The 24,647-nt window shown below is 71.8% G+C and carries 32 protein-coding genes and 1 riboswitch; of the genes, 30 read left to right on the forward strand and 2 right to left on the reverse strand.

Annotated features, from left to right (window positions below; all coding sequences use genetic code 11):
* The 19 genes from FB454_RS14515 (at position 1) to truA (ending at position 11,634) form a co-directional block, all read left to right on the forward strand.
* Positions 1-186: a type Z 30S ribosomal protein S14 gene (locus tag FB454_RS14515; RefSeq protein ID WP_007073023.1), complete on the forward strand. Its 186-nt coding sequence runs from the start codon at positions 1-3 to the stop codon at positions 184-186.
* Positions 187-284: 98 nt separating this feature from the next.
* On the forward strand, positions 285-692 hold the full coding sequence (rpsH, locus tag FB454_RS14520) for a 30S ribosomal protein S8 (RefSeq protein ID WP_013288624.1): 408 nt from the start codon (positions 285-287) through the stop codon (positions 690-692).
* A 16-nt stretch (positions 693-708) separates the two neighbouring features.
* A complete protein-coding gene (rplF, locus tag FB454_RS14525) occupies positions 709-1,251 on the forward strand; it encodes a 50S ribosomal protein L6 (RefSeq protein WP_013288623.1) in 543 nt (180 codons plus the stop codon).
* On the forward strand, positions 1,248-1,637 hold the full coding sequence (gene rplR / locus FB454_RS14530) for a 50S ribosomal protein L18 (protein ID WP_013288622.1): 390 nt from the start codon (positions 1,248-1,250) through the stop codon (positions 1,635-1,637). The genes rplF and rplR overlap by 4 nt, the downstream gene beginning before the upstream one ends.
* Positions 1,638-1,670: 33 nt before the next feature.
* Positions 1,671-2,285 carry a 30S ribosomal protein S5 gene (gene rpsE, locus FB454_RS14535; protein WP_013288621.1) on the forward strand — a complete coding sequence of 205 codons (615 nt, stop codon included), beginning with the start codon at positions 1,671-1,673 and terminating at the stop codon, positions 2,283-2,285.
* The gene (rpmD, locus tag FB454_RS14540; RefSeq protein ID WP_013473693.1) at positions 2,285-2,467 is read left to right on the forward strand and encodes a 50S ribosomal protein L30; all 183 of its coding nucleotides are present in this window, start codon (positions 2,285-2,287) and stop codon (positions 2,465-2,467) included. The genes rpsE and rpmD overlap by 1 nt, the downstream gene beginning before the upstream one ends.
* Complete coding sequence (gene rplO / locus FB454_RS14545; protein WP_013288620.1) at positions 2,467-2,910, forward strand: 50S ribosomal protein L15; 444 nt, start codon at positions 2,467-2,469, stop codon at positions 2,908-2,910. The genes rpmD and rplO overlap by 1 nt, the downstream gene beginning before the upstream one ends.
* 238 nt (positions 2,911-3,148) lie before the next feature.
* Positions 3,149-4,477, forward strand: coding sequence for a preprotein translocase subunit SecY (gene secY / locus FB454_RS14550; RefSeq protein ID WP_013288619.1), 1,329 nt, complete (start codon positions 3,149-3,151; stop codon positions 4,475-4,477).
* The gene (locus FB454_RS14555; RefSeq protein ID WP_013288618.1) at positions 4,478-5,131 is read left to right on the forward strand and encodes an adenylate kinase; all 654 of its coding nucleotides are present in this window, start codon (positions 4,478-4,480) and stop codon (positions 5,129-5,131) included. It begins immediately after the preceding gene.
* Between the two features lie 97 nt (positions 5,132-5,228).
* Positions 5,229-6,080, forward strand: coding sequence for a type I methionyl aminopeptidase (map, locus tag FB454_RS14560; RefSeq protein ID WP_013288617.1), 852 nt, complete (start codon positions 5,229-5,231; stop codon positions 6,078-6,080).
* 72 nt (positions 6,081-6,152) lie between these two features.
* Positions 6,153-6,698 (forward strand): DUF1707 SHOCT-like domain-containing protein, encoded by a 546-nt coding sequence (locus tag FB454_RS14565; RefSeq protein WP_030269335.1) that lies wholly within the window; start codon positions 6,153-6,155, stop codon positions 6,696-6,698.
* 232 nt (positions 6,699-6,930) lie between these two features.
* Positions 6,931-7,152, forward strand: coding sequence for a translation initiation factor IF-1 (gene infA / locus FB454_RS14570; RefSeq protein ID WP_007073013.1), 222 nt, complete (start codon positions 6,931-6,933; stop codon positions 7,150-7,152).
* Positions 7,153-7,244: 92 nt separating this feature from the next.
* Complete coding sequence (gene rpmJ, locus FB454_RS14575) at positions 7,245-7,358, forward strand: 50S ribosomal protein L36 (protein WP_012184307.1); 114 nt, start codon at positions 7,245-7,247, stop codon at positions 7,356-7,358.
* A 211-nt stretch (positions 7,359-7,569) separates the two neighbouring features.
* Positions 7,570-7,950: a 30S ribosomal protein S13 gene (rpsM, locus tag FB454_RS14580; RefSeq protein ID WP_013473691.1), complete on the forward strand. Its 381-nt coding sequence runs from the start codon at positions 7,570-7,572 to the stop codon at positions 7,948-7,950.
* An 18-nt stretch (positions 7,951-7,968) separates the two neighbouring features.
* Positions 7,969-8,376: a 30S ribosomal protein S11 gene (gene rpsK / locus FB454_RS14585; protein WP_013288613.1), complete on the forward strand. Its 408-nt coding sequence runs from the start codon at positions 7,969-7,971 to the stop codon at positions 8,374-8,376.
* Positions 8,377-8,390: 14 nt separating this feature from the next.
* Positions 8,391-9,017, forward strand: a complete 627-nt coding sequence (rpsD, locus tag FB454_RS14590; protein WP_013288612.1) for a 30S ribosomal protein S4 — start codon at positions 8,391-8,393, stop codon at positions 9,015-9,017.
* 95 nt (positions 9,018-9,112) lie between these two features.
* Complete coding sequence (locus FB454_RS14595) at positions 9,113-10,135, forward strand: DNA-directed RNA polymerase subunit alpha (protein WP_007073009.1); 1,023 nt, start codon at positions 9,113-9,115, stop codon at positions 10,133-10,135.
* A gap of 34 nt (positions 10,136-10,169) precedes the next feature.
* Complete coding sequence (gene rplQ, locus FB454_RS14600) at positions 10,170-10,730, forward strand: 50S ribosomal protein L17 (RefSeq protein ID WP_013288611.1); 561 nt, start codon at positions 10,170-10,172, stop codon at positions 10,728-10,730.
* A 70-nt stretch (positions 10,731-10,800) separates the two neighbouring features.
* Positions 10,801-11,634: a tRNA pseudouridine(38-40) synthase TruA gene (gene truA, locus FB454_RS14605; RefSeq protein ID WP_145823059.1), complete on the forward strand. Its 834-nt coding sequence runs from the start codon at positions 10,801-10,803 to the stop codon at positions 11,632-11,634.
* A gap of 7 nt (positions 11,635-11,641) precedes the next feature.
* Here truA and FB454_RS14610 read toward each other — a convergent pair whose 3' ends face one another.
* The gene (locus tag FB454_RS14610) at positions 11,642-12,847 is read right to left on the reverse strand and encodes a hypothetical protein (protein WP_486485418.1); all 1,206 of its coding nucleotides are present in this window, start codon (positions 12,845-12,847) and stop codon (positions 11,642-11,644) included.
* A 125-nt stretch (positions 12,848-12,972) separates the two neighbouring features.
* Between FB454_RS14610 and FB454_RS14620 the strand changes: the two genes are divergently transcribed.
* The 4 genes from FB454_RS14620 to FB454_RS14635 are packed head-to-tail and all read left to right on the forward strand — an operon-like array spanning position 12,973 to position 17,086.
* Positions 12,973-13,578 (forward strand): methyltransferase, encoded by a 606-nt coding sequence (locus FB454_RS14620; RefSeq protein ID WP_145823061.1) that lies wholly within the window; start codon positions 12,973-12,975, stop codon positions 13,576-13,578.
* Positions 13,579-13,619: 41 nt separating this feature from the next.
* Complete coding sequence (locus FB454_RS14625; protein ID WP_145823062.1) at positions 13,620-15,299, forward strand: ATP-binding cassette domain-containing protein; 1,680 nt, start codon at positions 13,620-13,622, stop codon at positions 15,297-15,299.
* Complete coding sequence (locus FB454_RS14630) at positions 15,296-16,102, forward strand: nucleotidyltransferase domain-containing protein (RefSeq protein ID WP_145823063.1); 807 nt, start codon at positions 15,296-15,298, stop codon at positions 16,100-16,102. Before FB454_RS14625 ends, FB454_RS14630 begins: the two co-directional genes overlap by 4 nt.
* Positions 16,103-16,123: 21 nt before the next feature.
* A complete protein-coding gene (locus FB454_RS14635) occupies positions 16,124-17,086 on the forward strand; it encodes an aldo/keto reductase (RefSeq protein WP_186461599.1) in 963 nt (320 codons plus the stop codon).
* Between the two features lie 447 nt (positions 17,087-17,533).
* Here FB454_RS14635 and FB454_RS14640 read toward each other — a convergent pair whose 3' ends face one another.
* Positions 17,534-18,445 (reverse strand): DUF559 domain-containing protein, encoded by a 912-nt coding sequence (locus FB454_RS14640; protein ID WP_145823064.1) that lies wholly within the window; start codon positions 18,443-18,445, stop codon positions 17,534-17,536.
* A gap of 118 nt (positions 18,446-18,563) precedes the next feature.
* A riboswitch (TPP riboswitch) is annotated at positions 18,564-18,675 on the forward strand.
* On the opposite strand from FB454_RS14640, the gene thiE reads away from it, so the two are divergent.
* The 7 genes from thiE (at position 18,670) to thiC (ending at position 24,626) form a co-directional block, all read left to right on the forward strand.
* A complete protein-coding gene (gene thiE / locus FB454_RS14645) occupies positions 18,670-19,296 on the forward strand; it encodes a thiamine phosphate synthase (RefSeq protein WP_030269352.1) in 627 nt (208 codons plus the stop codon). (Overlaps the previous riboswitch by 6 nt.)
* On the forward strand, positions 19,290-20,420 hold the full coding sequence (gene thiO, locus FB454_RS14650; RefSeq protein WP_186461600.1) for a glycine oxidase ThiO: 1,131 nt from the start codon (positions 19,290-19,292) through the stop codon (positions 20,418-20,420). Before thiE ends, thiO begins: the two co-directional genes overlap by 7 nt.
* Positions 20,411-20,611 carry a sulfur carrier protein ThiS gene (gene thiS, locus FB454_RS14655; protein ID WP_091330789.1) on the forward strand — a complete coding sequence of 67 codons (201 nt, stop codon included), beginning with the start codon at positions 20,411-20,413 and terminating at the stop codon, positions 20,609-20,611. Before thiO ends, thiS begins: the two co-directional genes overlap by 10 nt.
* A gap of 4 nt (positions 20,612-20,615) precedes the next feature.
* On the forward strand, positions 20,616-21,389 hold the full coding sequence (locus tag FB454_RS14660) for a thiazole synthase (RefSeq protein WP_091330790.1): 774 nt from the start codon (positions 20,616-20,618) through the stop codon (positions 21,387-21,389).
* 38 nt (positions 21,390-21,427) lie between these two features.
* On the forward strand, positions 21,428-22,231 hold the full coding sequence (locus FB454_RS14665; RefSeq protein WP_145823065.1) for a thiamine phosphate synthase: 804 nt from the start codon (positions 21,428-21,430) through the stop codon (positions 22,229-22,231).
* Positions 22,228-23,016 (forward strand): bifunctional hydroxymethylpyrimidine kinase/phosphomethylpyrimidine kinase, encoded by a 789-nt coding sequence (thiD, locus tag FB454_RS14670; protein ID WP_013288598.1) that lies wholly within the window; start codon positions 22,228-22,230, stop codon positions 23,014-23,016. Before FB454_RS14665 ends, thiD begins: the two co-directional genes overlap by 4 nt.
* A 17-nt stretch (positions 23,017-23,033) precedes the next feature.
* Positions 23,034-24,626 carry a phosphomethylpyrimidine synthase ThiC gene (gene thiC / locus FB454_RS14675; protein ID WP_145823081.1) on the forward strand — a complete coding sequence of 531 codons (1,593 nt, stop codon included), beginning with the start codon at positions 23,034-23,036 and terminating at the stop codon, positions 24,624-24,626.
* The last annotated feature ends 21 nt before the right edge of the window (positions 24,627-24,647 follow it).

Genomic DNA, 24,647 nt, shown 5'->3' on the forward strand with positions numbered 1-24,647 from the left:
ATGGCCAAGAAGGCGCTGATCCTCAAGGCGGCCGCGAAGCCGAAGTTCTCGGTTCGCGCGTACACCCGCTGCCAGCGGTGCGGGCGTCCGAAGGCGGTCTACCGCAAGTTCGGTCTCTGCCGGGTGTGCATCCGGGAGATGGCCCACCGCGGTGAGCTGCCCGGCGTGTCCAAGGCTTCCTGGTAATAGCCCGGCGCGCTCCGGCGCGTCAGCTGAACTGTCTCTTCGCCGTAGGCCCCGGGCCTGGCCCGGGGAACCCCGGCGAGAAAGGTTGACGAGTTTTCATGACGATGACCGACCCGATCGCAGACATGCTCACGCGTCTGCGTAACGCCAACCAGGCGTACCACGACCGGGTGACGATGCCCTACTCGAAGATCAAGGCGAACATCGCCGAGGTCCTCAAGGCCGAGGGTTACATCGCCACCTGGTCGGTCGAGGAGCCCGAGGAGGGCGCCGTCGGCAAGCGACTGGTCGTCGAGCTGAAGTACGGCCAGAACCGCGAGCGGAGCCTGGCCGGCATCAAGCGCGTGTCCAAGCCCGGTCTCCGGGTGTACGCCAAGTCGGACGGGCTCCCGCGGGTGCTCGGCGGGCTGGGCGTGGCGATCATTTCGACGTCCCAGGGGCTGCTCACCGACCGGCAGGCCCGCAAGCGGAGCGTTGGCGGGGAAGTCCTCGCCTTCGTCTGGTAACGGGAGACAGGTAGAAATGTCGCGTATTGGACGTAAGTCGATCCCGGTGCCTGCCGGCGTCGACATCACGATCGACGGCCGGACCGTCAAGGTCAAGGGCCCCAAGGGCGAGCTGAGCCACGTGCTGGCCGAGCCGATCACGGCGGAGCGGGGCGAGGACGGCGAGCTGCACGTCAACCGGCCCAACGACGAGCGCAAGGCCAAGGAGCTGCACGGCCTGAGCCGTACGCTGGTGGCCAACATGATCGTCGGTGTCACCGAGGGCTACCGCAAGAGCCTGGAGATCGCCGGTACCGGTTACCGCGTGACCGCCAAGGGCAAGGACCTGGAGTTCGCGCTCGGGTTCTCGCACCCGGTCCTGGTTCCGGCGCCGGAGGGCATCACCTTCACGGTCGAGAAGCCGACGCTGTTCCACGTGGCCGGCATCGACAAGCAGCAGGTCGGCGAGGTCGCCGCCAACATCCGGAAGATCCGTCCGCCGGAGCCCTACAAGGGCAAGGGCGTGAAGTACCAGGGCGAGGTCATCCGCCGCAAGGCTGGAAAGGCAGGTAAGAAGTGAGCGCCACGCTGCTCAAGCGCCGCCGCGGCGTCGCCGCCAAGCGTGCCGTCGGGCGTGCGCGTCGGCACTTCCGGGTCCGCAAGAACGTCAGCGGCACCGCCGAGCGTCCCCGCCTGGTCGTCACCCGCTCCCTGCGCCACGTGGTGGCCCAGGTCGTGGACGACACCAAGGGTCACACCCTGGCGTCGGCCTCGACCATGGACGCCTCGCTGCGCGGCGCCGAGGGCGACAAGAGCGCCCTGGCCGGCAAGGTCGGCGCCCTGCTCGCCGAGCGCGCCAAGGCCGCCGGCGTCTCGAAGGTCGTCTTCGACCGCGGTGGCAACCGGTACGCGGGGCGTGTCGCCGCGCTTGCCGACGCCGCCCGCGAAGCCGGGCTCGAGTTCTAGAAACCCCGTCACGAGAGAGAAGGAAGGCTGCTGATGCCAGGTCAACAGCGCCGTGGCGGCGGGTCCGGTGGCAACGAGGGTGGTCGCCGCGACAACCGCCGTGAGGGCGGCCGCGGAAACGCGCCCGTCGAGAAGACCCCGCACCTCGAGCGGGTCGTCGCGATCAACCGCGTCGCCAAGGTCGTGAAGGGTGGTCGTCGCTTCAGCTTCACCGCCCTGGTGATCGTGGGCGACGGCGACGGCACCGTCGGTGTGGGCTACGGAAAGGCCAAGGAGGTGCCCGCGGCGATCGCCAAGGGTGTCGAGGAGGCCAAGAAGCACTTCTTCAAGGTGCCGCGGATCGGTCAGTCGATCCCGCACCCGGTCACGGGCGAGGACGCCGCCGGTGTGGTGCTGCTCAAGCCGGCCTCCGCCGGTACGGGCGTCATCGCCGGTGGCCCGGTGCGTGCCGTGCTGGAGTGCGCGGGCATCCACGACGTGCTCTCCAAGAGCCTCGGCTCGTCCAACCCGATCAACATCGTGCACGCCACGGTGGCGGCCCTGAAGGGGCTCGAGTCCCCGGAGCAGGTCGCGGCCCGTCGTGGTCTGCCGGTCGAGGACGTCGCGCCGGCCGCCATGCTGGCGTCGCGGGCGGGGGTGGCGTCCTGATGGCACGCCTGAAGGTCACCCAGGTCCGGTCCGAGATCGGGACCAAGAAGAACCAGCGTGACTCGCTGCGTTCCCTCGGTCTCAAGCGGATCAACGACGTGGTGGTCAAGGAGGACCGGCCGGAGATCCGCGGCATGATCTTCACGGTCAACCACCTCGTGAAGGTCGAGGAGGTCGAGTAATGACGATCAAGGTGCACCACCTGCGTCCGGCTCCCGGCGCCAAGACCGACAAGACCCGTGTGGGTCGCGGTGAGGGCTCGAAGGGCAAGACGGCCGGTCGCGGTACCAAGGGTTCCAAGGCCCGCAAGAACATCTCGGCGGCGTTCGAGGGTGGGCAGATGCCCATCCACATGCGCCTGCCGAAGATGAAGGGCTTCAAGAACAAGTTCAAGGTCGTGTTCCAGGTGGTCAACCTGGACCGGCTGGCCGAGCTGTTCCCGAACGGCGGCCAGGTCGGCCCGGTCGAGCTGGTCGAGGCCGGCGCGGTCCGCAAGGGTCACCCGGTCAAGGTGCTCGGCACCGGCGACCTCGGCGGCGTGTCCCTCCAGGTGTCGGCGCACGCGTTCAGCGCGTCGGCCAAGGAGAAGATCACCGCCGCCGGTGGCTCGGTCACCGAGCTGTAAGACGATGTTCATGGCGCCCGCTCAGTTGTTCGCGACTGGGCGGGCGCCATGGTCTACCGGCCACGTGTGCGCCGGGTAACATCGGATTCGGTTTATGTAGCCGGGCGCATCTGCCCGGACCGGGACCGGGCTGTTAGAGTCCGTTCCCAGCCATGGATTCCGGACACTCCGTCCGGCACCACACCCCGCCCCGCCAGGGACTCGTCACCGGCGGCCCGCGTCGCGCAGGAGGAAGAAGTTGCTGTCCGCCTTTCTCAGTGCGTTCCGTACGCCTGACCTGCGCAAGAAGCTGCTGTTCACAGTAGGCATCATCGCGGTCTACCGGCTGGGCGCCACGCTGCCCAGCCCGGGCGTCTCGTACGGCAACGTGCAGAAGTGCCTCGACACGATCCAGGGTGGCAGCACGGGTGTGCTGAACCTGCTGGATCTCTTCTCCGGTGGCGCGCTGCTCCAGCTCTCGGTCTTCGCGTTGGGCATCATGCCCTACATCACCGCGTCGATCATCCTTCAGCTGCTGACGGTGGTGATCCCGCGTCTGGAGCAGCTCCGCAAGGAGGGCCAGGCCGGGCAGGCCAAGATCACGCAGTACACCCGCTACCTGACGCTGGGCCTGGGTGTCCTCCAGGCCTCGGCGTTCGTGGCGCTGGCCCGCTCCGGGCAGCTGTTCAACAACCAGTGCGACCAGTTCCCGATCGTGCCCGAGGGCACCGGCATCCCGAACTGGCTGACCCTGAGCATCCTGGTCATGACCATGACCGCCGGCACCGGCGTGGTGATGTGGCTCGGTGAGCTGATCACCGACCGGGGCGTCGGCAACGGCATGTCCGTGCTGATCTTCACCTCGATCGCGGCCCGCCTCCCCAGCGAGGGCTGGAAGATCAAGACCACCAAGGGCTGGGGGATGTTCCTCCTCGTCATCGCCCTGGTGCTGGTGGTCATCACCGCTGTCACGTTCATCGAGCAGGCGCAGCGCCGCATCCCGGTGCAGTACGCCAAGCGCATGATCGGCCGGCGGATGTACGGCGGCACGTCGACCTACATCCCGCTGAAGGTGAACCAGGCGGGCGTCATCCCGGTCATCTTCGCCTCGTCGCTGCTCTACCTGCCGCAGCTCGCGCTCCAGTTCTTCGATCAGAACGACCCGGGCAAGGTCCAGGCGTGGATCCAGAACCACATCGTGAAGGCGAGCGCGCCGGAGCACATCGCGATCTACTTCCTGCTGATCATCTTCTTCACGTACTTCTACGTGTCGATCACGTTCAACCCGACCGAGGTCGCGGACAACATGAAGAAGTACGGCGGCTTCGTGCCGGGCATCCGCCCCGGCAAGCCGACCGCCGAGTACCTCGACTTCATCCTCAGCCGGATCACCCTGCCGGGCGCGCTCTACCTGGGCATCGTCGCGATCCTGCCGAACTTCTTCTTCATCTGGCTCGACAACCAGCAGTTCCAGAACTTCCCGTTCGGCGGCACCGCTGTGCTCATCATGGTCGGCGTCGGTCTGGAGACCGTGAAGCAGATCGAGAGCCAACTCATGCAGCGGAACTACGAAGGGTTCCTGCGGTAGATGAGACTCGTTCTGGTTGGCCCGCCGGGCGCGGGCAAGGGCACACAGGCGGAGTTCGTCGCCGCGCACCTCTCGGTGCCGAAGATCTCGACCGGTGACATCTTCCGGGCGAACGTCTCCCAGGGCACGCCGCTGGGCGTCGAGGCCAAGCGGTACATGGACGCCGGCAAGCTGGTTCCGGACGAGGTCACCATCAACATGGTGCGGGACCGGCTCGCCGAGCCGGACGCGAGCGAGGGCTTCCTGCTCGACGGCTTCCCGCGGACCACTCCGCAGGCCGCCGCGCTGGACAAGCTCCTCGCCGACCTCGGCACCGCGCTGGACCTGGTGCTGGAGCTGGTCGTCGACGACGACGAGGTGATCCGGCGGCTGTCCGGCCGGCGCACCTGCCGCGGCTGCGGCAAGATCTGGCACGTCGAATTCGACTCGCCGAGCCGGGAGGGCGTCTGCGACCGCTGCGGCGCCGAGCTGTTCCAGCGCGACGACGACAAGCCGGAGACCATCGCCGCCCGGCTGCGGGAGTACGCCGAGAAGACCGCGCCGCTCGTGGACTACTACGGCGCCCAGGGCAAGCTGGTCGGCATCGACGCGACCGGCCCGGTGGAGGACGTCACCGTCCGCGCCATCGACGCGCTGCGCTCGTACGGCGGCTGAGGTCCCACCCGCCACCCGGCGGATAGAGTGCGAACAGCGGGGTACGTGCGACGTGCCCCGCTGCTCCGCGTACGCGTGACGAAAGGTAACCACCACCATGCGCCGTCCCCAGCTGGACATCCAGCTGAAGACCCCCGAGCAGATCGAGCTGATGCGGGCCGCCGGTCTGGTCGTCGCCCGTGCCCTGCGCCGGATGCGGGAGGCGGTGGCGCCGGGCGTGTCGACGGCCGACCTGGACGCGATCGCCGAGTCGACCATCCGCGAGGCGGGCGCCGTGCCGTCGTTCAAGGGCTACCACGGCTTCCCGGCGTCGATCTGCTCCTCGGTCAACCGGCAGGTGGTGCACGCCATCCCGTCGGCCGAGCAGGTGCTGCGCGAGGGCGACCTGATCTCGATCGACTGTGGCGCGGTGCTGGACGGCTGGCACGGCGACGCGGCGGTCACGGTGCCGGTCGGCGAGGTCGACCCGGCGCTGCTGAGGATGACGGCGGTGGCCGAGGACGCCATGTGGGCCGGGATCGCCGCCGCGGCGCGCGGTGCGGCCTCCGGCAAGGGCCGGCTCACCGACATCTCCCACGCGGTCGAGACGGCGGTCCGCAAGGGCGGCCGGTACGGCATCGTCGACGGCTACGGCGGCCACGGCATCGGCACCGAGATGCACCAGGACCCGCACGTGCTCAACCACGGGCGTCCCGGTAAGGGGCCGCGCCTGGTGCCGGGCCTGGCGCTCGCGATCGAGCCGATGATCACGATGGGCTCGCCGCGTACCGTCGAGCTGTCCGACGGCTGGACCGTGGTGACCCGGGACGGGTCGATGGCGGTGCACGTCGAGCACTCGATGGCGCTGCTGGACGACGGCGTGTGGGTGCTGACCGCCGAGGACGGCGGACGGGCCCGCCTGGGCGACCTGGTGACCAAGCGGCAGACGTCGGTGGACTCCCCGGCCTGATCGGGGCCCCGGCCGCGCCGGATGACCGGCCACGTCGTGCCGGGCTGGCGATCGGGTGACATGCTTGCTCCCATGGAGGAGCGCAACCGCATGCGGGCGGCCGACGCGGACCGTGAGGCCACCGCGGAGCGACTCCGGGCGGCGTTGAACGAGGGCCGGCTCGACCTGCACGAGTACGACGACCGGCTGCGCCGGGCGTACGGGTCGAAGACCTACGGCGAGCTGGACGAGCTGCTGACCGACCTGCCCGGCGCCGGCCCGGCCGGGCGCCCCCTGCCGGCGCCTCGTGCGGCCGGGGAGGGCGGGGTCGCGGTCCCGGGCACGGAGGCCGTGAGCGGGGCGCGCAGCGCCTGGCTGCTGGGGGTCTGGGGGCCGTGGCTCAAGGTGGCCCTGATCCTCACCGCGATCTGGTTCGTCTCCCAGCTGGCTGAGGGCGAGTTCGAGTTCGACGACTACTGGCCGCTCTGGGTGCTCGGCCCGTGGGGCGCCGTGTTGCTCTACCAGACCGCGCAGGGGCTGGCCACCGGAGCGCCGGAGAAGGACGCCGAACGCCGGCGGCGCAAGCAGGTCGAGCGGGAAGCCCGCCGGCGGGCGAAGCGCGAGCTTCCGGAGACGTGACCTGCGTCATATCCGAGCCGTCCGGGTGACTGTCGCGCCGGTCGGTTTGGCGAGCACGTACGGGTCGGCGTACACTTTCTGATCGGCGCACAGCGTCCACTCCGCCATGCCCACCCTGCGCTTCGGTGGGAGTCGGAGCCGCGGCTGGCGCGGGTTTCCTGATCTTGGTCAGTTCACCCGTGTAAGACGTTGTGGGCCGTCCGGAGTAACCGACGTCAGGACAGCGGAGGACATGCCGAAAAAAGACGGAGCCATCGAGATCGAGGGTCGGGTCATCGAGCCCCTGCCGAACGCCATGTTCCGGGTGGAGCTCGCGAACGGTCACAAGGTGCTGGCTCACATCAGCGGCAAGATGCGGCAGCACTACATCCGCATCCTGCCGGAGGACCGGGTCGTCGTCGAACTCTCGCCGTACGACCTGACCCGCGGGCGCATCGTCTACCGCTACAAGTAAGCCTGACGGCGGCCGGGACGTTTCCGTGTCCGTCTTCGACGTCCGGGTCGCGCTGTGTCGTGGGTCCGGGCCAGATGGGAAGTAAGGCAACCGTGAAGGTCAAGCCGAGCGTCAAGAGGATCTGCAACAAGTGCCGGGTGATCCGCCGGCACGGCCGGGTCATGGTCATCTGCACCGACCCGCGCCACAAGCAGCGCCAGGGCTGACGCCCCACACATCACCAGCTCGTCTCAGCCGCGGTCGGGTGCGCAGCGCGTACCCCCTCGTGGTTGACCCCCGGTCGGAGGCCGGGGCCCGCTCGGGCAGCGACCGATCCCGGTCGCCGGCGTTCTTGACGCCGGAAGGACAGGGACGGCCGGTAGCGGGGTGGGACGGGTCCACACCTCCGCCACAACATCACGAGGAGTACGCCCGCACATGGCACGTCTAGTCGGCGTGGATCTCCCCCGCGAGAAGCGGATGGAGATCGCGCTCACCTACATCTTCGGGGTCGGTCGCACCCGCGCCCTGGAGACGCTCGCCGCGACCGGCATCTCGCCGGACAAGCGCGTTCGGGACCTCACGGACGAGGAGCTCGTCGAGCTCCGGAACCACATCGAGGGCAACTACAAGGTTGAAGGCGACCTGCGCCGCGAGGTCGCCGCTGACATCCGCCGCAAGGTCGAGATCGGCTGCTACGCCGGTATCCGGCACCGCCGCGGTCTGCCCGTGCGTGGCCAGCGCACCAGGACCAACGCGCGGACCCGGAAGGGCCCGAAGCGGACCGTGGCCGGCAAGAAGAAGCCCGGCAAGAAGTAACTAGGAGCGCACAGACTTATGCCACCGAAGGCTCGTGCCGGAGCCGCCGTCAAGAAGGTCCGGCGCAAGGAACGCAAGAACGTCGCCCACGGGCAGGCGCACATCAAGAGCACCTTCAACAACACCATCGTGTCCATCACGGACCCGACCGGTGCGGTCATCTCCTGGGCCTCCTCCGGCCAGGTGGGCTTCAAGGGCTCCCGCAAGTCGACTCCGTTCGCCGCGCAGCTCGCCGCCGAGGCCGCCGCGCGTCGCGCGATGGAGCACGGCATGCGCAAGGTCGACGTGTTCGTCAAGGGCCCCGGCTCCGGCCGGGAGACCGCCATCCGTTCGCTGCAGGCAGTCGGCCTCGAGGTCGGGCAGATCTCCGACGTCACGCCGCAGCCGCACAACGGGTGCCGTCCGCCGAAGCGTCGCCGGGTCTGAGAGGTTAGAGAGAGATGGCTCGTTACACCGGTGCTGACTGCCGCCGTTGCCGGCGGGAGAAGATGAAGCTGTTCCTCAAGGGCAGCAAGTGCGATGGTCCGAAGTGCCCGTTCGAGTCCCGGCCGTTCCCGCCCGGGCAGCACGGCCGCGGCCGCACGAAGGAGACGGAGTACCTGCTCCAGCTCCGTGAGAAGCAGAAGGCCCGTCGTGTCTACGGCGTGCTGGAGAAGCAGTTCCGCGGCTACTACGAAGAGGCCGTGAGCAAGGAGGCCAAGACCGGCGAGGTCCTGCTGCAGATCCTTGAGTCGCGGCTGGACAACGTGGTCTACCGGGCCGGCTACGCCAAGTCCCGGGACATGGCCCGTCAGCTGGTCAAGCACGGCCACTTCACGGTGAACGGCAAGAAGGTCGACATCCCGTCGTACCGCGTCAAGGAGCACGACATCATCGAGGTGCGTGCCAAGAGCAAGGAGCTTACCCCGTTCCTCGTGGCGCAGGGTGAGGCCGGCTCGCGGACCGTTCCGGCGTGGCTGGAGGCGATCCCGAGCCAGATGAAGATCCTCGTGCACTCGCTCCCGGCCCGCCAGGTGATCGACACCCAGGTCCAGGAGCAGCTGATCGTCGAGCTCTACTCCAAGTAAGGGCTCGTTGCGGTGGCCCGTCCTCCGGGGCGGGCCACCGGAACAGTTGTGTCGTGGGCGTCAAATAGCGGGCGCCCCGGAAGAGAAGAGAAAAGATGCTCATCAGCCAGCGACCGTCTCTCTCCGAAGAGTCGATCAACGAGACCCGCTCCCGGTTCACCATCGAGCCGCTGGAGCCCGGCTTCGGCTACACGCTGGGCAACTCGCTGCGGCGTACGCTGCTGTCCTCGATCCCGGGTGCGGCGGTCACCTCGATCAAGATCGACGGTGTGCTGCACGAGTTCACCACGATCCCCGGCGTCAAGGAGGACGTGGTCGAGCTCGTCATGAACATCAAGGAGCTGTGCGTCAGCTCCGAGCACGACGAGCCGGTCAGCATGTACCTGCGCAAGCAGGGCCCGGGCGACGTGACCGCCGGTGACATCCAGCCCCCGGCCGGTGTCTCGGTGCACAACCCGGACCTGAAGCTCGCCACCCTCAACGGCAAGGGCCGGCTCGACATGGAGCTGACCGTCGAGCGGGGTCGCGGCTACGTCACCGCGGCGCAGAACAAGCAGGCGGGCGCCGAGATCGGCCGGATCCCGGTCGACTCGATCTACTCGCCGGTGCTCAAGGTGACGTACCGGGTCGAGGCGACCCGTGTCGAGCAGCGGACCGACTTCGACCGGCTCATCATCGACGTCGAGACCAAGCCGTCGATGGGCCCGCGTACCGCGCTGGCCTCGGCCGGTTCGACGCTGGTGGAGCTGTTCGGGCTGGCCCGGGAGCTGGACGAGACCGCCGAGGGCATCGACATCGGGCCGTCCCCGCAGGACGCCCAGCTGGCGGCGGACCTGGCCCTGCCGATCGAGGAGCTGGACCTCACCGTCCGCTCCTACAACTGCCTCAAGCGCGAGGGCATCAACTCCGTTGGTGAGCTCATCGGGCGTACCGAGGCCGACCTCCTCGACATCCGCAACTTCGGTCAGAAGTCGATCGACGAGGTCAAGATGAAGCTCGCCGGGATGGGCCTGGGGCTGAAGGACTCGGCTCCGAACTTCGACCCGGCGCACGTCGTGGACGCCTTCGGCGAGGCGGACTACGACACCGACGACTACCGCGAGACCGAGCAGCTCTAGTCCGCGCTGCCGCCACACCTGAGGAGCACCAAGCATGCCCACGCCCACCAAGGGCCCCCGCCTCGGCGGCAGCCCCGCGCACGAGCGGCTGATGCTGGCCAACCTGGCCACCGCGCTGTTCCAGCACGGCAAGATCCAGACCACCGAGACGAAGGCCCGGCGGCTGCGTCCGCTGGCCGAGCAGCTCATCACCAAGGCCAAGCGCGGCGACCTCGCCTCGCGCCGCCGCGTGCTGGGCGTCGTCAAGGACAAGGACGTGGTCTACGCCCTGTTCGACCAGATCGCGCCCCGGTACGCCAACCGCAACGGTGGCTACACCCGGATCGTGAAGACCGGTCCGCGCAAGGGTGACGCCGCTCCGATGGCGATCATCGAGCTGGTGGAGGAGCTTCAGGTCGCCGAGCCGAAGGCGAACAAGAAGACCGCCGCCCGCAAGGCCGCCCAGCAGGACAAGGTCGAGGCCCTGGCCCCGGCCGAGGAGACCCCGCGCTCCAGCGCCGGTGACCAGGACGCCGAGGCGCCGGTCTCCGCGTCGGGTGACACCGCCGCCGCCCGTGAGGACAGCGACGAGGCCACCGAGAACGACAAGGCCTGACATCAGGCTCGACCGGGCCCGGCATCCCCTCGGGGGTGCCGGGCCCGTCGCCGTCGACAGGAGGTACGAGGTGGACGAGCGGACCCGGCTGCGGCTGGACGTCTCGTACGACGGCACCGACTTCTCCGGCTGGGCGCCCCAGCCGACCCGGCGCACCGTCGCGGGTGTGCTCATGCAGACGCTGGACCTGGTGCTCGGCGCGGGCACGGTCACCGGCCTGACGGTGGCCGGGCGTACCGACGCCGGGGTGCACGCCACCGGGCAGGTCTGCCACCTCGACCTGCCGACTCCCGTGTGGCGGGAGCACGAGGGGCGGCTGCTGCGCCGGCTGGCCCGGCTCCTGCCGCCTGACGCCCGGGTACGCGCGATGACCGAGGTGCCCGCCGACTTCGACGCCCGGTTCTCGGCCACGTTCCGGCGCTACGAGTACCGGGTCACCGACGCCCCGTGGGGCGCCGAGCCGCTGCGCCGCGGGGACACCCTGGCCTGGCCGAAGCCGCTGGACCTGGCGGCCCTGAACGCCGCCGCCGCCGGGCTGGTGGGCGAGCACGACTTCGCCGCGTACTGCCGGCGCAAGGAGAACGCCACCACGCTGCGCGAGGTGACCCGGCTGGACTGGCGGCGCGACCCGGACGGGATCCTGGTCGCCACCGTGCAGGCCGACGCGTTCTGCCAGAACATGGTGCGCAGCCTGGTCGGGGCGATGCTGGTGGCCGGTGACGGGCGGCGGCCGGTGCAGTGGCCGGCCGGTCTGCTGACCCGGCGTGAGCGCTCCAGCGAGGTGACAGTGGCGCCGGCGCACGGGCTCGCCCTGGTCGCTGTGGGCTACCCGGCCGACCCGGCCGAGTACGCCCGCCGCGCCGAGGAGACCCGCCGGTTGCGGGTGCCGGTGGCCGAGGGCTGAGCGCGGCTCAGTCCGTGCCCAGCTGACCGGCGCTGTCCCCGGCCGATTCGGCGTCGGGCTGCCCGGCCGTTCCGGCCGCCGCGCGACGGTCCAGCACACCCCGGTTGAGGTGCAGCTCGACCATGTCGTACATGATCTCGCGGGCGGTCGCGTCGTCGCTCCCAATACGTTCCCCGTCGGCGCGGGTGACCAGGCAGTAGGCGACGTAGTGTCCGCGTACCTGCCAGGCGACCCGGGCCGCGGCCCGTTCCACCGCCTCGGTGTCGTCGCCGGCCGCCATGCCGCGGAACCGTCCCTGGCGCGCGTCGAGCAGCGGCCGGATGCGGTCGCGTACGCGCTGGGCGGTGGCCACGTCGGTGAGGTTGAACAGACCGGCGGTGATCAGGTGGTCGCCGTCGGCGGAGCGGAGCGTGCCCCGCACGACCTGGTTGCAGCCGAGCCGGACCAGCAGGTCGGCGATCTCGCCGGTGGCCGCGACCTGGCACTTCGTGCTGGCCTGGGTCTTCAGCACCCGGTACGCGGGCTTCCCGTCGGTGACCACCAGATCCTTCGTCGGGAAGACCTCCTTGGCGGTGAGCGACGCCTGGTCGGTGTCCCGGGAGTCCAGGTCGGTGGCACCGGACGGGGTGCTGGACTCGGTCGGCTGCGGGGTCGGCCGGCCGGCCGGGGGCGTGGCGGTGCGTTCGTCGAGCAGGGCCGCGACTGCCAGCCCGGTGAGCGAGAGCAGCAGCAGGACGGCGGCACCGCCGACGAGCGTCTGCCAGAACCGGCCGCCGCCGCGGCGCTCGGCGCGCCGGGTCCGGGGCAGCTCGGAGACGTCGGCGGCGCGGGCGGTGGGGCTGGCCGGGATCGGCACTGTCGGCCGGTTCACCGCCGCCGGTACGGGTGCGGGCATGGGCGGCGCGGGCTGCGGCACCGGGGAGGGTTCCCGTGGTGGCGCGGGCCGTCCGGGTGTCGGCGCCGGGGCCGGTGGTGCCGGAACGGGTGCGCGGGCGTCGTCCGCCACCGCCTGCCCGTCGGGGTCGGCCTGCTCGGCCGCGCCGGCCGCCGGCAGCGCCGGTTGCGGGCGCGGCGGCGGGGGCAGCGACGGCGTGGGGAAGCGGGAGCGTGACGGACCCGCGGGCGGAGGCGTGGCTGCGGGCCCGTTCGGGGCCGACCCGGGCTTCGGGTACTCCAGGAAGGCGTCCTCATCGGACTCGTACCGGTACACCATGTGGCATAGAGTAGGACTGATTGTCCCTTTCAGGGGTAATATCGGGAAATTCTGGCGGAGTGGCGTGCGACCCCGCCCGTGACACCGTCGCCGGAACCCCTGCGGCCCGGTGCGAGAATGCGGGCGTGACCGGCGACCACTACTTCACAGCTGAGCCCTCGACCCCGGCCCGCCCCCGCGAGGTCGAGTTCACAGTCGCCGGGCGCGACTACACGCTCGCCTCGGCCGGCGGCGTCTTCTCCGCCGCCCGGCTCGACCCGGGCACCGCCGTCCTGCTGCGCAAGGCCGACCTGCCGGCCGCCGACGTCACCGGCGCGCTGCTCGACATCGGCTGCGGCTTCGGCCCGATCACCTGCGTCCTCGCCACTGTCGCGCCGAACGCCACCGTCTGGGCCGTGGACGTCAACGAGCGCGCCCGCGCCCTGACCACCGACAACGCGGCAAGGGTCGGCGCCGCCGACCGGGTACGCGCCGTCGCGCCCGACGAACTGCCGGACGACGTCACGTTCGCCCAGATCTGGTCCAACCCGCCGATCCACATCGGCAAACCGGAACTGCACGGCCTGCTGCTGCGCTGGCTGCCCCGCCTCGCCCCGGACGGCGTGGCCTGGCTGGTCGTCGCCCGGCACCTCGGCGGCGACTCGCTGCACCGCTGGCTGGTCGAGCAGGGCTGGCCCGTCGAGCGGCACGCCAGCCAGAAGGGCTACCGGGTGCTGCGGGTCACCCGGTAATCCGGTGTCGTCCACCGACCCGGCTCGGGCAGGATGCCCGCGTGGGATACGTGGACGTGGCAGGAGCGGGGCACATCCTCCCGGACGGGCGTGAGCTGTTCAGCGACGTGTCGTTCCGGGTCGGTGAGGGTGCCAAGGTGGCGCTGGTCGGCCCGAACGGCGCCGGCAAGACCACGCTGCTGCGGATGGTCGCCGGTGACCTGCCGGTGAAGACCGGCGCGATCGCCCGCTCCGGTGGGCTGGGCGTGATGCGGCAGTTCATCGGCATGATCGGCGACGAGTCCACGCTCGCCGACCTCGCCTTGTCGCTGGCGCCGCCGGCGCTGCGCGACGCCGGGCGGCGGCTCGCCGAGACCGAGGCGGCCATGCGGGCGGCCGAGGTCCGCGGCAAGTACAGCTCCGCCGCCGCCAAGACCCAGCTCGCGTACGCCGAGGCGCTCGCCGCCTGGGGCGAGACCGGCGGGTACGACGCGGAGGTCCTCTTCGACACCGTCGCCACCATCGTGCTGGACCTGTCCTGGGACAGCGCCCGGGACCGGCCGGTCCGCACGCTCTCCGGCGGCCAGCAGAAACGCTTCGCGCTGGAACTGCTGCTGCGCGGCCCCGACGAGGTGCTGCTGCTCGACGAGCCGGACAACTTCCTCGACGTACCCGGCAAACGCTGGCTGGAGGCGCGGCTGCGCGAGTCGGGCAAATCCGTGCTCTACGTCTCGCACGACCGGGAACTGCTGGCGCAGACCGCCGACCGGGTCGTCGCGGTGGAGGGCGGCAGCGCCTGGGTGCACCCGGGCGGCTTCGCGAGCTGGCACTCCGCGCGGGTGGCCCGGCACGCCCGCCTCGACGAGCTGCGCAAGCGCTGGGACGAGGAACACCAGAAGCTGCGCGAGCTGATGCTGATGTACAAGCAGAAGGCCGCGTACAACGACGGGATGGCGTCCCGCTACCAGGCCGCGCAGACCCGGTTGCGCAAGTTCGAGGAGGCCGGGCCGCCGCCCGTACCCCCGAAGGACCAGGACATCCGGATGCGCCTGACCGGCGGGCGGACCGGCAAGCGCGCGGTGATCGCCGAGCAGTTGGAGCTGGACGGCCTGACGTACCCGTTCGACCTGGAACTCTGGTACGGCGACCGGGTCGCGGTGCTCGGCGCGAACGGCACCGGCAAGTCGCACTTCCTGCGCCTGCTGGCCCGCGGCGGCACCGACCCCGAGCCGGGCAACACCCCCGTCGACGGCGCCGGCGCGCTCGCACCCGTCGCCCACGGCGGCGTGGTGCGGCTCGGCGCGCGGGTGCGGCCCGGGCACTTCTCGCAGACCCACGACCGGCCGGAATTGATGGCGAAGACGCTCGTCGAGGTGCTGTGGCGCGGCGACGACCACCGCGCCGGCATGGACCGGCACGCGGCCATGGCGGCGCTGTCCCGGTACGAGCTCGCCGGCCAGGGCGACCAGCGGTTCGGCACGCTCTCCGGCGGGCAGCAGGCCCGGTTCCTGGTGCTGCTGCTGGAGCTGTCCGGGGCCACGCTGCTGCTGCTCGACGAGCCCACCGACAACCTCGACCTGGCCTCGGCCGAGGCGCTGGAGGCCGGACTGACCGCGTTCGAGGGGACTGTGGTCGCTGTCACCCACGACAGGTGGTTCACCCGTACCTTCGACCGGTTCGTGCTGTTCCGCGGCGACGGCGACGTGGTGGAGACGCCCGAGCCGGTCTGGGACGTGGGGTGATCGACCAGGACGTGGTCGACCGGCTGTGCGCGGTCGACGGGGTGCTCGCGGTGGCGCTCGGCGGCAGCCGCGCCCGCGGCGACCACCGGCCCGACTCCGACTGGGACCTGGGCCTCTACTACCGGGGTACGCCCGACCTGGCCGGGCTGCGCGCGGTGGCCGCCTCCATCGCCGACGGGCCGGTGGACCTCACCGCACCGGGCGGCTGGGGACCGTGGGTCGACGGGGGCGGCTGGCTGCGCGTCGGCGGGGTCGCGGTGGACTGGATCTATCGCGACCTGGACCGGGTGCACCGGGTCTGGGCGGACTGCCGGGCCGGCCGCTACACGGTCGAGGCGCAGGCCGGGCATCCGCTCGGCTTCTACTCGCACGCGTACGCCGGGGAGGTGGCGCTCGGGCGGGTGCTCGGCGACCCGACCGGCGAACTGACCGCGCTGCGAGTCGAGACCGTCGACTACCCGCCCGCGCTCGGCGCCGCGCTGGTCGCCGGCGGCTGGGAGACCGGGCTGCTGCTCGACGGCGCGGCGAAGGGCGCGGCAGGGGGCGACGCCGGCTACGTGGCCGGCTGCCTGTTCCGGGTGGTCGGCGTGCTGGTCCACGCGCTGCACGGCCGGGCCGGACGGTGGCTCGTCAACGAGAAGGGCATGATCGCGTCCGCCGGGCGCCTGCCCGGTGCGCCGCCGGACTTCGCCGAGCGGGCGCAGGCACTGCTGGGCGCGGTGGGGCGTACCCCTGAGGAACTGGCGGCGACGATCGGTGCCGCCCGGATGCTGGCCGACCAGGTGCTGCCGCTGCCCGGATGACACCCGGGCAGCGGGCATAGGGTGGATCTCGTGAGTGAGATGACCTATCGCCGGCTGGGCGACTCCGGGCTCGTGGTGTCAGTGGTCGGTATCGGCTGCAACAACTTCGGCCGCAAACTCGACAGCGACGGCACCCGGGCGGTGGTGGACGCCGCGCTCGACGCCGGGATCAACTTCTTCGACACCGCCGACATCTACGGCGAGCCGCAGGGCGCCTCCGAGGAACTGCTCGGCCAGGCGCTCAAGGGCCGCCGCGACGACGTGGTGGTGGCCACCAAGTTCGGCATGGACATGCACGGCGCGAACGGGCCGGACCACGGCGCCCGGGGCGGCCGCCGCTACATCGCCCGCGCGGTCGAGGCGTCGCTGCGCCGGCTCGGCACCGACCACATCGACCTGTACCAGATGCACGAGCCCGACCCGGGCACCCCGATCGACGAGACGCTCGCCGCGCTGGACGACCTGGTGACCGCCGGCAAGGTGCGCTACCTGGGCAACTCCAACTTCGCCGGCTGGCAGATCGCCGACGCCGACTGGACCGCGTCGTCGCAGGGGCGTACCCGGTTCATCTCCGCGCAGAACCACTACTCGCTGGTGGAGCGCGGGGTGGAGGACGAGGTGATCCCCGCCTGCGAGCGGTTCGGCCTCGGCATGCTGCCGTTCTTCCCGCTCGCCAACGGGCTGCTCACCGGCAAGTACAAGCGCGGCGAGGCGCCCCCGGCGGGCAGCCGCCTGGCCGGTGGCGGCCGGTACGCCGAGCGGCTGGCCGCCGCGCGCTGGGACGTCATCGAGGCGATCGAGGCGTACGCGGCCGAGCGCGGCATCAGCATGCTCCAGGTGGCGATCGGCGGCCTGGCGGCCCGTCCCGCCGTGACGTCGGTGATCGCCGGCGCCACCACTCCCGACCAGGTGAAGGCCAATGCCGAAGCCGGGACGTGGCAGCCGTCCGACGAGGACCTGACCGCCTTGGACGCCATCCTCTGACCGTCCCTGCCGGTACATACGCGCCCGCTCGCGCGTCGGGGGTGCGCTCGCTCGTCGGCGTGCGAGCGTCGGGGCTTGCCCCGCGCGGCGTGCGCCCACCGTGGCCCGCCCGCCCGCCCGCCCGCGCGCGGAGGCACCCGTGGCGTTCCACTCAGGGGCAGCGCTCACGATGAGTGGAACGGTATGGGTGTCAAGAGGGCCCACAGACACCCACGGCGTTCCACTCGTCGCCAGATTCAGTCGCGAGTGGAACGCCATAAGTGTCTGTGGGCGGCCTCCTGACGCCCGTGGTGTCTTGGGCGTCCCGGCCCGGCCCGGCCAGGTGGCGGGTGGCGGCCGGGGGCGCGGCGGGGCGAGACTCGGGGCTGTGGGGCTGTGGGGCTGTGGGGCTGTGGGGCTGTGGGGCTGCGGGCTGCGAGCCGGGGTGCGGGGGGCTGCGGGTGCGGATCAGTGGTTTGCCGCGGCGGCGCGACGTTCTGCCAGGGCCTGGCGCACCAGGGCGACAGTGGCGTCGGGCCGGCGTAGCACGTCGTCGACGGTGAACCGGAGCACGACCCACCCGGCCGCGCGGAGCGCGTTCAGGCGCGCCACGTCCCGCCGGAAGTGAGCCCGTTCCCGGTGGTGGTCGCCGTCGTACTCGACCGCGAGGCGGAGAGCCGGCCAGGCCAGGTCCACCCGGGCCACGAAGCGTCCGCCGGCGCGCACCTCGTGCTGGGCGGTCAGCGGGCCGAGACCGGCGTCGAGGAGGAGCAGCCGCAGCCGCGTCTCCATCGGGGACTCGCTCAACGGCTCGGCCATCGTCAGTACCTCGCGCAGCAGCGGAGCGCCCGGCCAACCCGGCCGGTCGGCGGCGTAGGCCCGCAGGACGGGCAGCTTCACGACCCGGCGACGCAGCAGCGCGTCGACGGCGACCAGCGCCTCGGCGAGTGAGCCCTGCCGGCCCAGGTCGAACGCGGTACGCAGCGGGGTCGTGACCGGCAGCCCCGCGAACCGGGTGCGGTCCGACTCGGGCAGGGGCGACCGGGTCACCAGCAGCCGTGGATGAGGACGCATGCGGGCCGGGCTCGGCAGCAGCACGGTGACCGGCGCGTCGCGGCTGAGCACGTCCGTGCCGAACAGCCAGGCGGCGCTGCGTCCCGCCAGTGCGGCACCCGGCGGCAGGCGCAACGCCACCGCCTCGCACCACATCCGGTGGTCGTCGGCGCGGTGTCCGTCCCGGTGCACGTACACGTCCGGCAGCAGGCGGATCCAGGTCGGCCCGCGCAGCATCGTCCAGGTGAGCAGTCCTTCGGAGACGGCATGGCTGCCCCGGAACGGCAGGATCGCCAGGCGGCGCGGGACACGGGCGGGAACGGACATCCCGGCAGCGTGTCGTGACGAGACGATCACCTGTTGCCCCGGTACGGCATGTGAACGGTTCCTGGGAAAAACCTCACCCGGGGTTCCGTACGGGCGGGAGGCGTCGTACGGTAGGCCGCAAGTGACCCACGGGAGCCCGGTGCGGACCGGGCTGAGAGGGGGGCTGGGAGCCCCCGACCGTCGAACCTGATCCGGGTAATGCCGGCGCAGGGAGGAGCGTTGCCGTGCTGTCCCTGGGACGACTGCATCTCATCACCGACACCCGGCCGGGGCGTGACCCGCTCGCCGTGCTGCGTGCCGCCCTGCCCGTGGCGGGCGCCGAACTCGTCGTGCAGGTGCGCGTGGAGGACGACGCCACCGACCGGGAGGCGTACGAGCTGGCGTGCCGGGTGACCGAGGCGTGCCGGCCGTACGGGGCACAGTGCCTGGTCAACGACCGGCTGCACGTGGCGCTCGCGGTGGACGCCGCCGGGGGCCACGTCGGCGCGGACGATCTGCCGGTCGCAGCCGCGCGCTGCGTGCTCGGCCCGGACGCGGTGCTCGGCGCGACCGCCCGGGAGCCGGTGAGCGCCCGTACGGCCGTGGATGCGGGCGCGAGCTACCTGGGCGTGGGCCCGTGCCACGTCACCACCACCAAGTCCGGCCTGCCGGACCCGATCGGCCCCGAGGGGATACGCGCGGTCGCCGAGGCGGTCAGCGTCCCGGTGATCGCGATCGGTGGGGTGACGGCCGCGAGCGTGCCGGCGCTGCGGGCCGCCGGGGCGTACGGGGTGGCGGTGGTCGGCGCGCTCAGCCTGGCTGCCGATCCGGCGCACGCCACCGCCGAGCTGCTGCGGGCGCTGACGTGTTAAGAGGGGGCCCTTCCTCTACCGGAGGCGTTAACAGGGGGCCCTTCCTTACCGACGTGGCGGTGGTGGGCGCCGGGCCGGTGGGACTCGCGATCGCGTGGCGGTGCGCGCAGCGCGGACTGCGCGTGGTGGTGCACGACGACCGGCCCGGGTCGGGCGCCTCGTCGGTGGCCGCCGGGATGCTGTCGCCGGTCGCGGAGGCGTACTTCGGTGAGCACGAACTCACAGCGCTTCTCGTCGGGTCCGCCGCCCGCTGGCCCGGTTTCGCGGCCGAACTGGCCGGGGCGAGCGGCGTCGACCTCGGGTACCGCACCGAGGGCACGCTCGTCGTCGGGCTCACCGCCGACGACCTGGCCGAGGCGGGGCGGCTGTGGTCGTACCAACGGGGTCTGGGACTGCCGATCACGCCGCTGCGGCCCTCGGAGCTGCGCGACCGCGAGCCGGCGCTGGCACCGCGCGTGCGCGGCGGCGCGGTGGCCCCCGGCGACCACCAAGTGGATCCGCGACGGCTGGTCGCCGCGTTGCGCACTGCTGCGGAACGCGTCGGCGTGGAGCTGCGCCCGGCCCGCGTCGGCGCGCTGTCCGAGGTGGACGCCCGGGTCACTGTGGTCGCGGCCGGCTGCGGCGCGGCGAGCCTGACCGGCCTGCCGGTCCGGCCGGTCAAGGGCCAGGTGCTGCGGCTGCGCGCGCCGGGTGGCGGTCCGCCGGGCTTCCGGCACGTGATCCGGGGGTACGCGGACAGCGAGCCGGTCTACCTGGTGCCCCGGGACAGCGGTGAGGTCGTGGTCGGGGCGACTGTGGAGGAACGCGCGGACACCGAGGTCACCGCCGGTGGCGTGCTGACACTGCTGCGCGCCGCCGCGGAGCTGGTGCCGGAACTCGTCGAGTACGAGCTGGTGGAAGCCGTTGCCGGGCTGCGCCCCGGTACGCCCGACAACGCGCCGATCATCGGGCCGCTCCCCGGGCAGCCGGGCGTGCTCGCGGCGACCGGGCACCACAGGCACGGCATCGTGCTCACCCCGGTCACCGCCGACCTGGTCACCGAGCTGATCGTCACCGGCGAGCCGGATCCCGCGCTCGCCCCCTTCACCCCGGACCGCTTCGGGAAGGAGCGCACGTGGAACTGATCGTCAACGGCACCGGCCGGACGTTGCCCGAGGGCGTCACCGTCGCCGAGGTGGTCCGCACCGTCACCGACCGGAAGCGCGGGCTCGCCGTAGCGGTCAACGGCGAGGTGGTGCCACGCGGCGGCTGGTCGGCGAGCGTGCTGCGCGACGGCGACCGGGTCGAGGTACTCAGCGCCACCCAGGGCGGGTGAGCGGATGTCCACACTGGAGATCGGCGGGGTCGCGTTCGGCTCCCGGCTCATCCTCGGCACCGGCGGCGCGGCCAACCTGCACGTGCTGGAGCAGGCGATCCGCGCCTCCGGCACCGAGCTGGTGACGTTGGCGCTGCGCCGGGTGGACACCACGCCCGGCGGGTCGGGCGGCCTGCTCGACCTGGTGGAGCGCTGCGGCGTACGGCTGCTGCCGAACACGGCCGGCTGCCGCACCGCCGTGGAGGCGGTGAAGACGGCGCACCTGGCCCGGGAGGCGTTCGACACGGACTGGGTGAAGCTGGAGGTGATCGGCGACGAGCGCACGCTCCTGCCCGACGGGGTGGAGCTGCTGCGCGCCGCCGAGGAACTGGTGGCCGACGGGTTCACAGTGCTGCCGTACACCTCGGACGATCCCGTGCTGGCCCGGCGGCTGGCCGACGTGGGCTGCGCGGCGGTGATGCCGGCCGGGTCGCCGATCGGTTCCGGGCTGGGCATCGGCAACCCGCACCACATCCGGCTGATCCGGGCGGCTGTGGACGTGCCGGTGGTGCTCGACGCGGGCATCGGCACCGCCTCCGACGCGGCCCTGGCGATGGAGCTGGGCTGCGACGCGGTGCTGCTGGCCAGTGCCGTGACCCGGGCCGCCGACCCGGTGGCGATGGCCACGGCCATGCGGTACGCGGTCGAGGCCGGCCGCCTGGCGTACGGCGCGGGCCGCATCACCCGCCGCTTCCACGCCTTGCCGTCCACCCCCGACGAGGGACGGCCCGACCTGTGACCGCTCTACGCGTTGCGGATCCTGGTACGGAGGCGCCCGTGGAGGGGCGGCCGCGTACCAGGATCTACACCGGCCCGACCGGGGTCGTGCTGCTCACCGATCGGCGGGTCGCCAAGAGGGCTCTCGTCGACGTGGTCGCGGGGGCCGTCGGCGGGGGAGTGCGCTGGGTGGTGCTGCGGGAGAAGGACCTGCCCCGCGCCGAACGCCTCGCGCTCGCCGTCGAGCTGCGCGCGATCCTCGCCGAGGCAGGCGGCACGCTCGTCGTGGCCGGACCCGATCCGCTCGACGGGGACGCGGTGCACCTGCCCGCCGCCGGCCCGTACCCGCCGCCCGCAGTCGGACTGGTCGGCCGGTCCTGTCACGACACCGCCGAGATGGCCCGGCTCACCACCGAGCACTACGCCACGCTGTCCCCGGTCTACGAGACAAGAACCAAACCCGGCTACGGCCCGGCGTTACGGCCGACCGGGTTGCGCGAGCTGATCGCGGCAAGCAAGGTGCCCGTGCTGGCACTGGGCGGCATCGAAACCACAGCCCAGGTCACCGCATGCGTAGAGGCAGGCGCAACAGGAGTAGCAGTCCTGGGAGCCATCATGCGCGCCCAGGAGCCGCGAGAAACCGCCACCACGCTGGGCAGAGCTTTCGAGGAGGCGGCCACCCGTGTGGCGCGCACCCACCCCGCGCGATCCGACCAAGGCCCGCACGCGACAGGGCTGCGGCCGACCGTGCCCACGGAGGGATCAAGCCTGACCGCCCGGAGTGGGCACGGTCGGCTGCAGCCCCGACCGCAACCACTGTCGGCCGCAGCCGTCACAGCAACCACCGGAGAAGAGAACCAGTGACGCCGAAAACAGTTCTCAGCATCGCCGGCTCCGACTCCGGAGCAGGAGCGGGCATCCAGGCCGACCTCAAGACGTTCGCCGCGCTCGGGGCGTACGGCACCACAGTGCTCACCGCCGTCACCGCGCAGAGCACCCGGGGCGTGGACGCCGTCCTGCCCCTGCCGCCGCAGACAGTGCGCGACCAGATGGACAGCGTCCTCGGCGACTTCGACGTGCGCGCCGTGAAGACCGGCATGCTCGGCACCCCCGCGGTCGCCGACGCGGTGGCCGAGGCGGCCCGGGCCGGGCGGCTGCCGCACCTGGTCGTCGACCCGGTACTGGTCGCCACGAGCGGGCACCGGCTCGGCGTGGTGGAGGCGGTCGAGCGGCTGCTGCCGTACGCGGAAGTGGCGACACCGAACTGCGCGGAGGCCGCGGCCCTCACCGGAGGCCCGGTGGGCACCGTCGAGGAGATGGTCGCGGCGGCGGAGGCGCTGGCGGCGCGCGGCCCGGCGTTCGTGGTGGTGACCGGCGGCGACGTGGACGCCGACGGCGAGTCGGTGGACGTGCTCGCCGGCGGCGGGACGACCCGCCTGCTGCGCGCGCCCCGGGTGGACACCCGGCACAACCACGGCACCGGCTGTTCGTTCTCGGCCGCCGTCGCGGTCCGGCTCGCCGCGGGCGACGCGGTGCCGGTCGCGGTGGCGGCCGCCAAGGAGTACGTCACCCGCGCGCTGACCGGCGCGCGGACCTGGGAGCTGGGCGCGGGACGCGGCCCGCTGGACCACTTCGGCTGGTCCGCATGAGCGACAGGGAGGCTGTCATGCAGGCACGTCGCAAGGTGTACGTGGAAGGGTCACGCCCGGACGTCCGGGTGCCGTTCACCGAGGTGACGCTGGCCGGAGACAACCCTCCGGTACGGCTCTACGACACCTCCGGTCCCGGCTCCGACCCGGAGGTGGGGCTGCCCGCGCTGCGCGGAACGTGGATCGCCGAGCGCGGCGACGTGGCCCCGGTACGCGGCGCCGGCACGCCGCTGGCGGGTGTGGAGGGGAAGCGGCCGACGCAGCTCGCGTACGCCCGGGCCGGGATCGTCACTCCGGAGATGGAGTTCGTGGCGGTCCGGGAGTCGGTGGCGCCGGAGTTCGTCCGGGACGAGATCGCGGCCGGGCGGGCCGTGCTGCCGCTCAACGTCAACCACCCCGAGTGCGAGCCGGCCATCATCGGCAAGGCGTTCCTGGTGAAGGTCAACGCCAACATCGGCACCTCGGCTGTCACCTCGTCGGTGGCCGAGGAGGTGGAGAAGCTGACCTGGGCCACCCGGTGGGGCGCGGACACCGTGATGGACCTGTCCACCGGCAAGCGCATCCACGAGACCCGCGAGGCGATCGTGCGGAACGCGCCGGTGCCGATCGGCACGGTGCCGATCTACCAGGCGCTGGAGAAGGTCGGCGGCGACCCGGTGAAGCTGAGCTGGGAGGTGTTCCGCGAGACCGTCATCGAGCAGGCGGAGCAGGGCGTCGACTACATGACCGTGCACGCCGGGGTACTGCTGCCGTACGTGCCGCTGGCGGTGGACCGGATCACCGGGATCGTGTCCCGGGGCGGCTCGATCATGGCGGCCTGGTGCCTGGCGCACCACGAGGAGAACTTCCTCTACACGAACTTCCGGGAGCTGTGTTCGCTGCTCGCGAAGTACGACGTCACGTTCTCCCTCGGTGACGGCCTGCGCCCCGGTTCCATCGCGGACGCCAACGACGAGGCGCAGTTCGCCGAGCTGCGCACGCTCGGTGAGCTGACGAAGGTCGCCTGGGAGTACGACGTCCAGGTGATGATCGAAGGCCCCGGGCACGTGCCGATGCACAAGATCAAGGAGAACGTGGACCTCCAGCAGGAGTGGTGCCACGAGGCGCCGTTCTACACGCTCGGCCCGCTGACCACCGACGTCGCGCCCGCGTACGACCACATCACCTCCGCGATCGGCGCGGCGATGATCGGCATGTTCGGCACCGCGATGCTCTGCTACGTCACCCCGAAGGAGCACCTCGGGCTGCCCGACCGCGACGACGTGAAGGCGGGCGTGATCGCGTACAAGATCGCCGCGCACGCGGCCGACCTGGCCAAGGGGCACCCCGGCGCGCAGGCGTGGGACGACGCGCTGTCCAAGGCCCGGTTCGAGTTCCGCTGGGAGGACCAGTTCAACCTGGCGCTGGACCCGGAGACCGCGCGGGCGTACCACGACGCGACTCTGCCCGCCGAGCCGGCGAAGACCGCGCACTTCTGCTCGATGTGCGGGCCGAAGTTCTGCTCCATGAAGATCACCCAGGAGTTGAAGGACTACGCGGCGCGGGGCATGCGCGGCAAGTCGGAGGAGTTCGTCGCCTCCGGGTCACGGGTCTACCTGCCGCTGGCGTGAGCGAGGCCGGGGCGGGTCGCT

The sequence above is a fragment of the Micromonospora sp. CNZ297 genome (assembly GCF_007827625.1).

Bases quoted from the DNA above. Each gene is read 5' to 3' on its own strand.
- FB454_RS14515 (WP_007073023.1), top strand. From the start codon at position 1: ATGGCCAAGAAGGCGCTGATCCTCAAGGCGGCCGCGAAGCCGAAGTTC.
- rpsH (WP_013288624.1), top strand. From the start codon at position 285: ATGACGATGACCGACCCGATCGCAGACATGCTCACGCGTCTGCGTAAC.
- rplF (WP_013288623.1), top strand. From the start codon at position 709: ATGTCGCGTATTGGACGTAAGTCGATCCCGGTGCCTGCCGGCGTCGAC.
- rpsE (WP_013288621.1), top strand. From the start codon at position 1,671: ATGCCAGGTCAACAGCGCCGTGGCGGCGGGTCCGGTGGCAACGAGGGT.
- rpmD (WP_013473693.1), top strand. From the start codon at position 2,285: ATGGCACGCCTGAAGGTCACCCAGGTCCGGTCCGAGATCGGGACCAAG.
- rplO (WP_013288620.1), top strand. From the start codon at position 2,467: ATGACGATCAAGGTGCACCACCTGCGTCCGGCTCCCGGCGCCAAGACC.
- FB454_RS14555 (WP_013288618.1), top strand. From the start codon at position 4,478: ATGAGACTCGTTCTGGTTGGCCCGCCGGGCGCGGGCAAGGGCACACAG.
- map (WP_013288617.1), top strand. From the start codon at position 5,229: ATGCGCCGTCCCCAGCTGGACATCCAGCTGAAGACCCCCGAGCAGATC.
- FB454_RS14565 (WP_030269335.1), top strand. From the start codon at position 6,153: ATGGAGGAGCGCAACCGCATGCGGGCGGCCGACGCGGACCGTGAGGCC.
- infA (WP_007073013.1), top strand. From the start codon at position 6,931: ATGCCGAAAAAAGACGGAGCCATCGAGATCGAGGGTCGGGTCATCGAG.
- rpsM (WP_013473691.1), top strand. From the start codon at position 7,570: ATGGCACGTCTAGTCGGCGTGGATCTCCCCCGCGAGAAGCGGATGGAG.
- rpsK (WP_013288613.1), top strand. From the start codon at position 7,969: ATGCCACCGAAGGCTCGTGCCGGAGCCGCCGTCAAGAAGGTCCGGCGC.
- rpsD (WP_013288612.1), top strand. From the start codon at position 8,391: ATGGCTCGTTACACCGGTGCTGACTGCCGCCGTTGCCGGCGGGAGAAG.
- FB454_RS14595 (WP_007073009.1), top strand. From the start codon at position 9,113: ATGCTCATCAGCCAGCGACCGTCTCTCTCCGAAGAGTCGATCAACGAG.
- rplQ (WP_013288611.1), top strand. From the start codon at position 10,170: ATGCCCACGCCCACCAAGGGCCCCCGCCTCGGCGGCAGCCCCGCGCAC.
- FB454_RS14610 (WP_486485418.1), bottom strand. From the start codon at position 12,847: ATGGTGTACCGGTACGAGTCCGATGAGGACGCCTTCCTGGAGTACCCG.
- FB454_RS14640 (WP_145823064.1), bottom strand. From the start codon at position 18,445: ATGTCCGTTCCCGCCCGTGTCCCGCGCCGCCTGGCGATCCTGCCGTTC.
- FB454_RS14660 (WP_091330790.1), top strand. From the start codon at position 20,616: ATGTCCACACTGGAGATCGGCGGGGTCGCGTTCGGCTCCCGGCTCATC.
- thiC (WP_145823081.1), top strand. From the start codon at position 23,034: ATGCAGGCACGTCGCAAGGTGTACGTGGAAGGGTCACGCCCGGACGTC.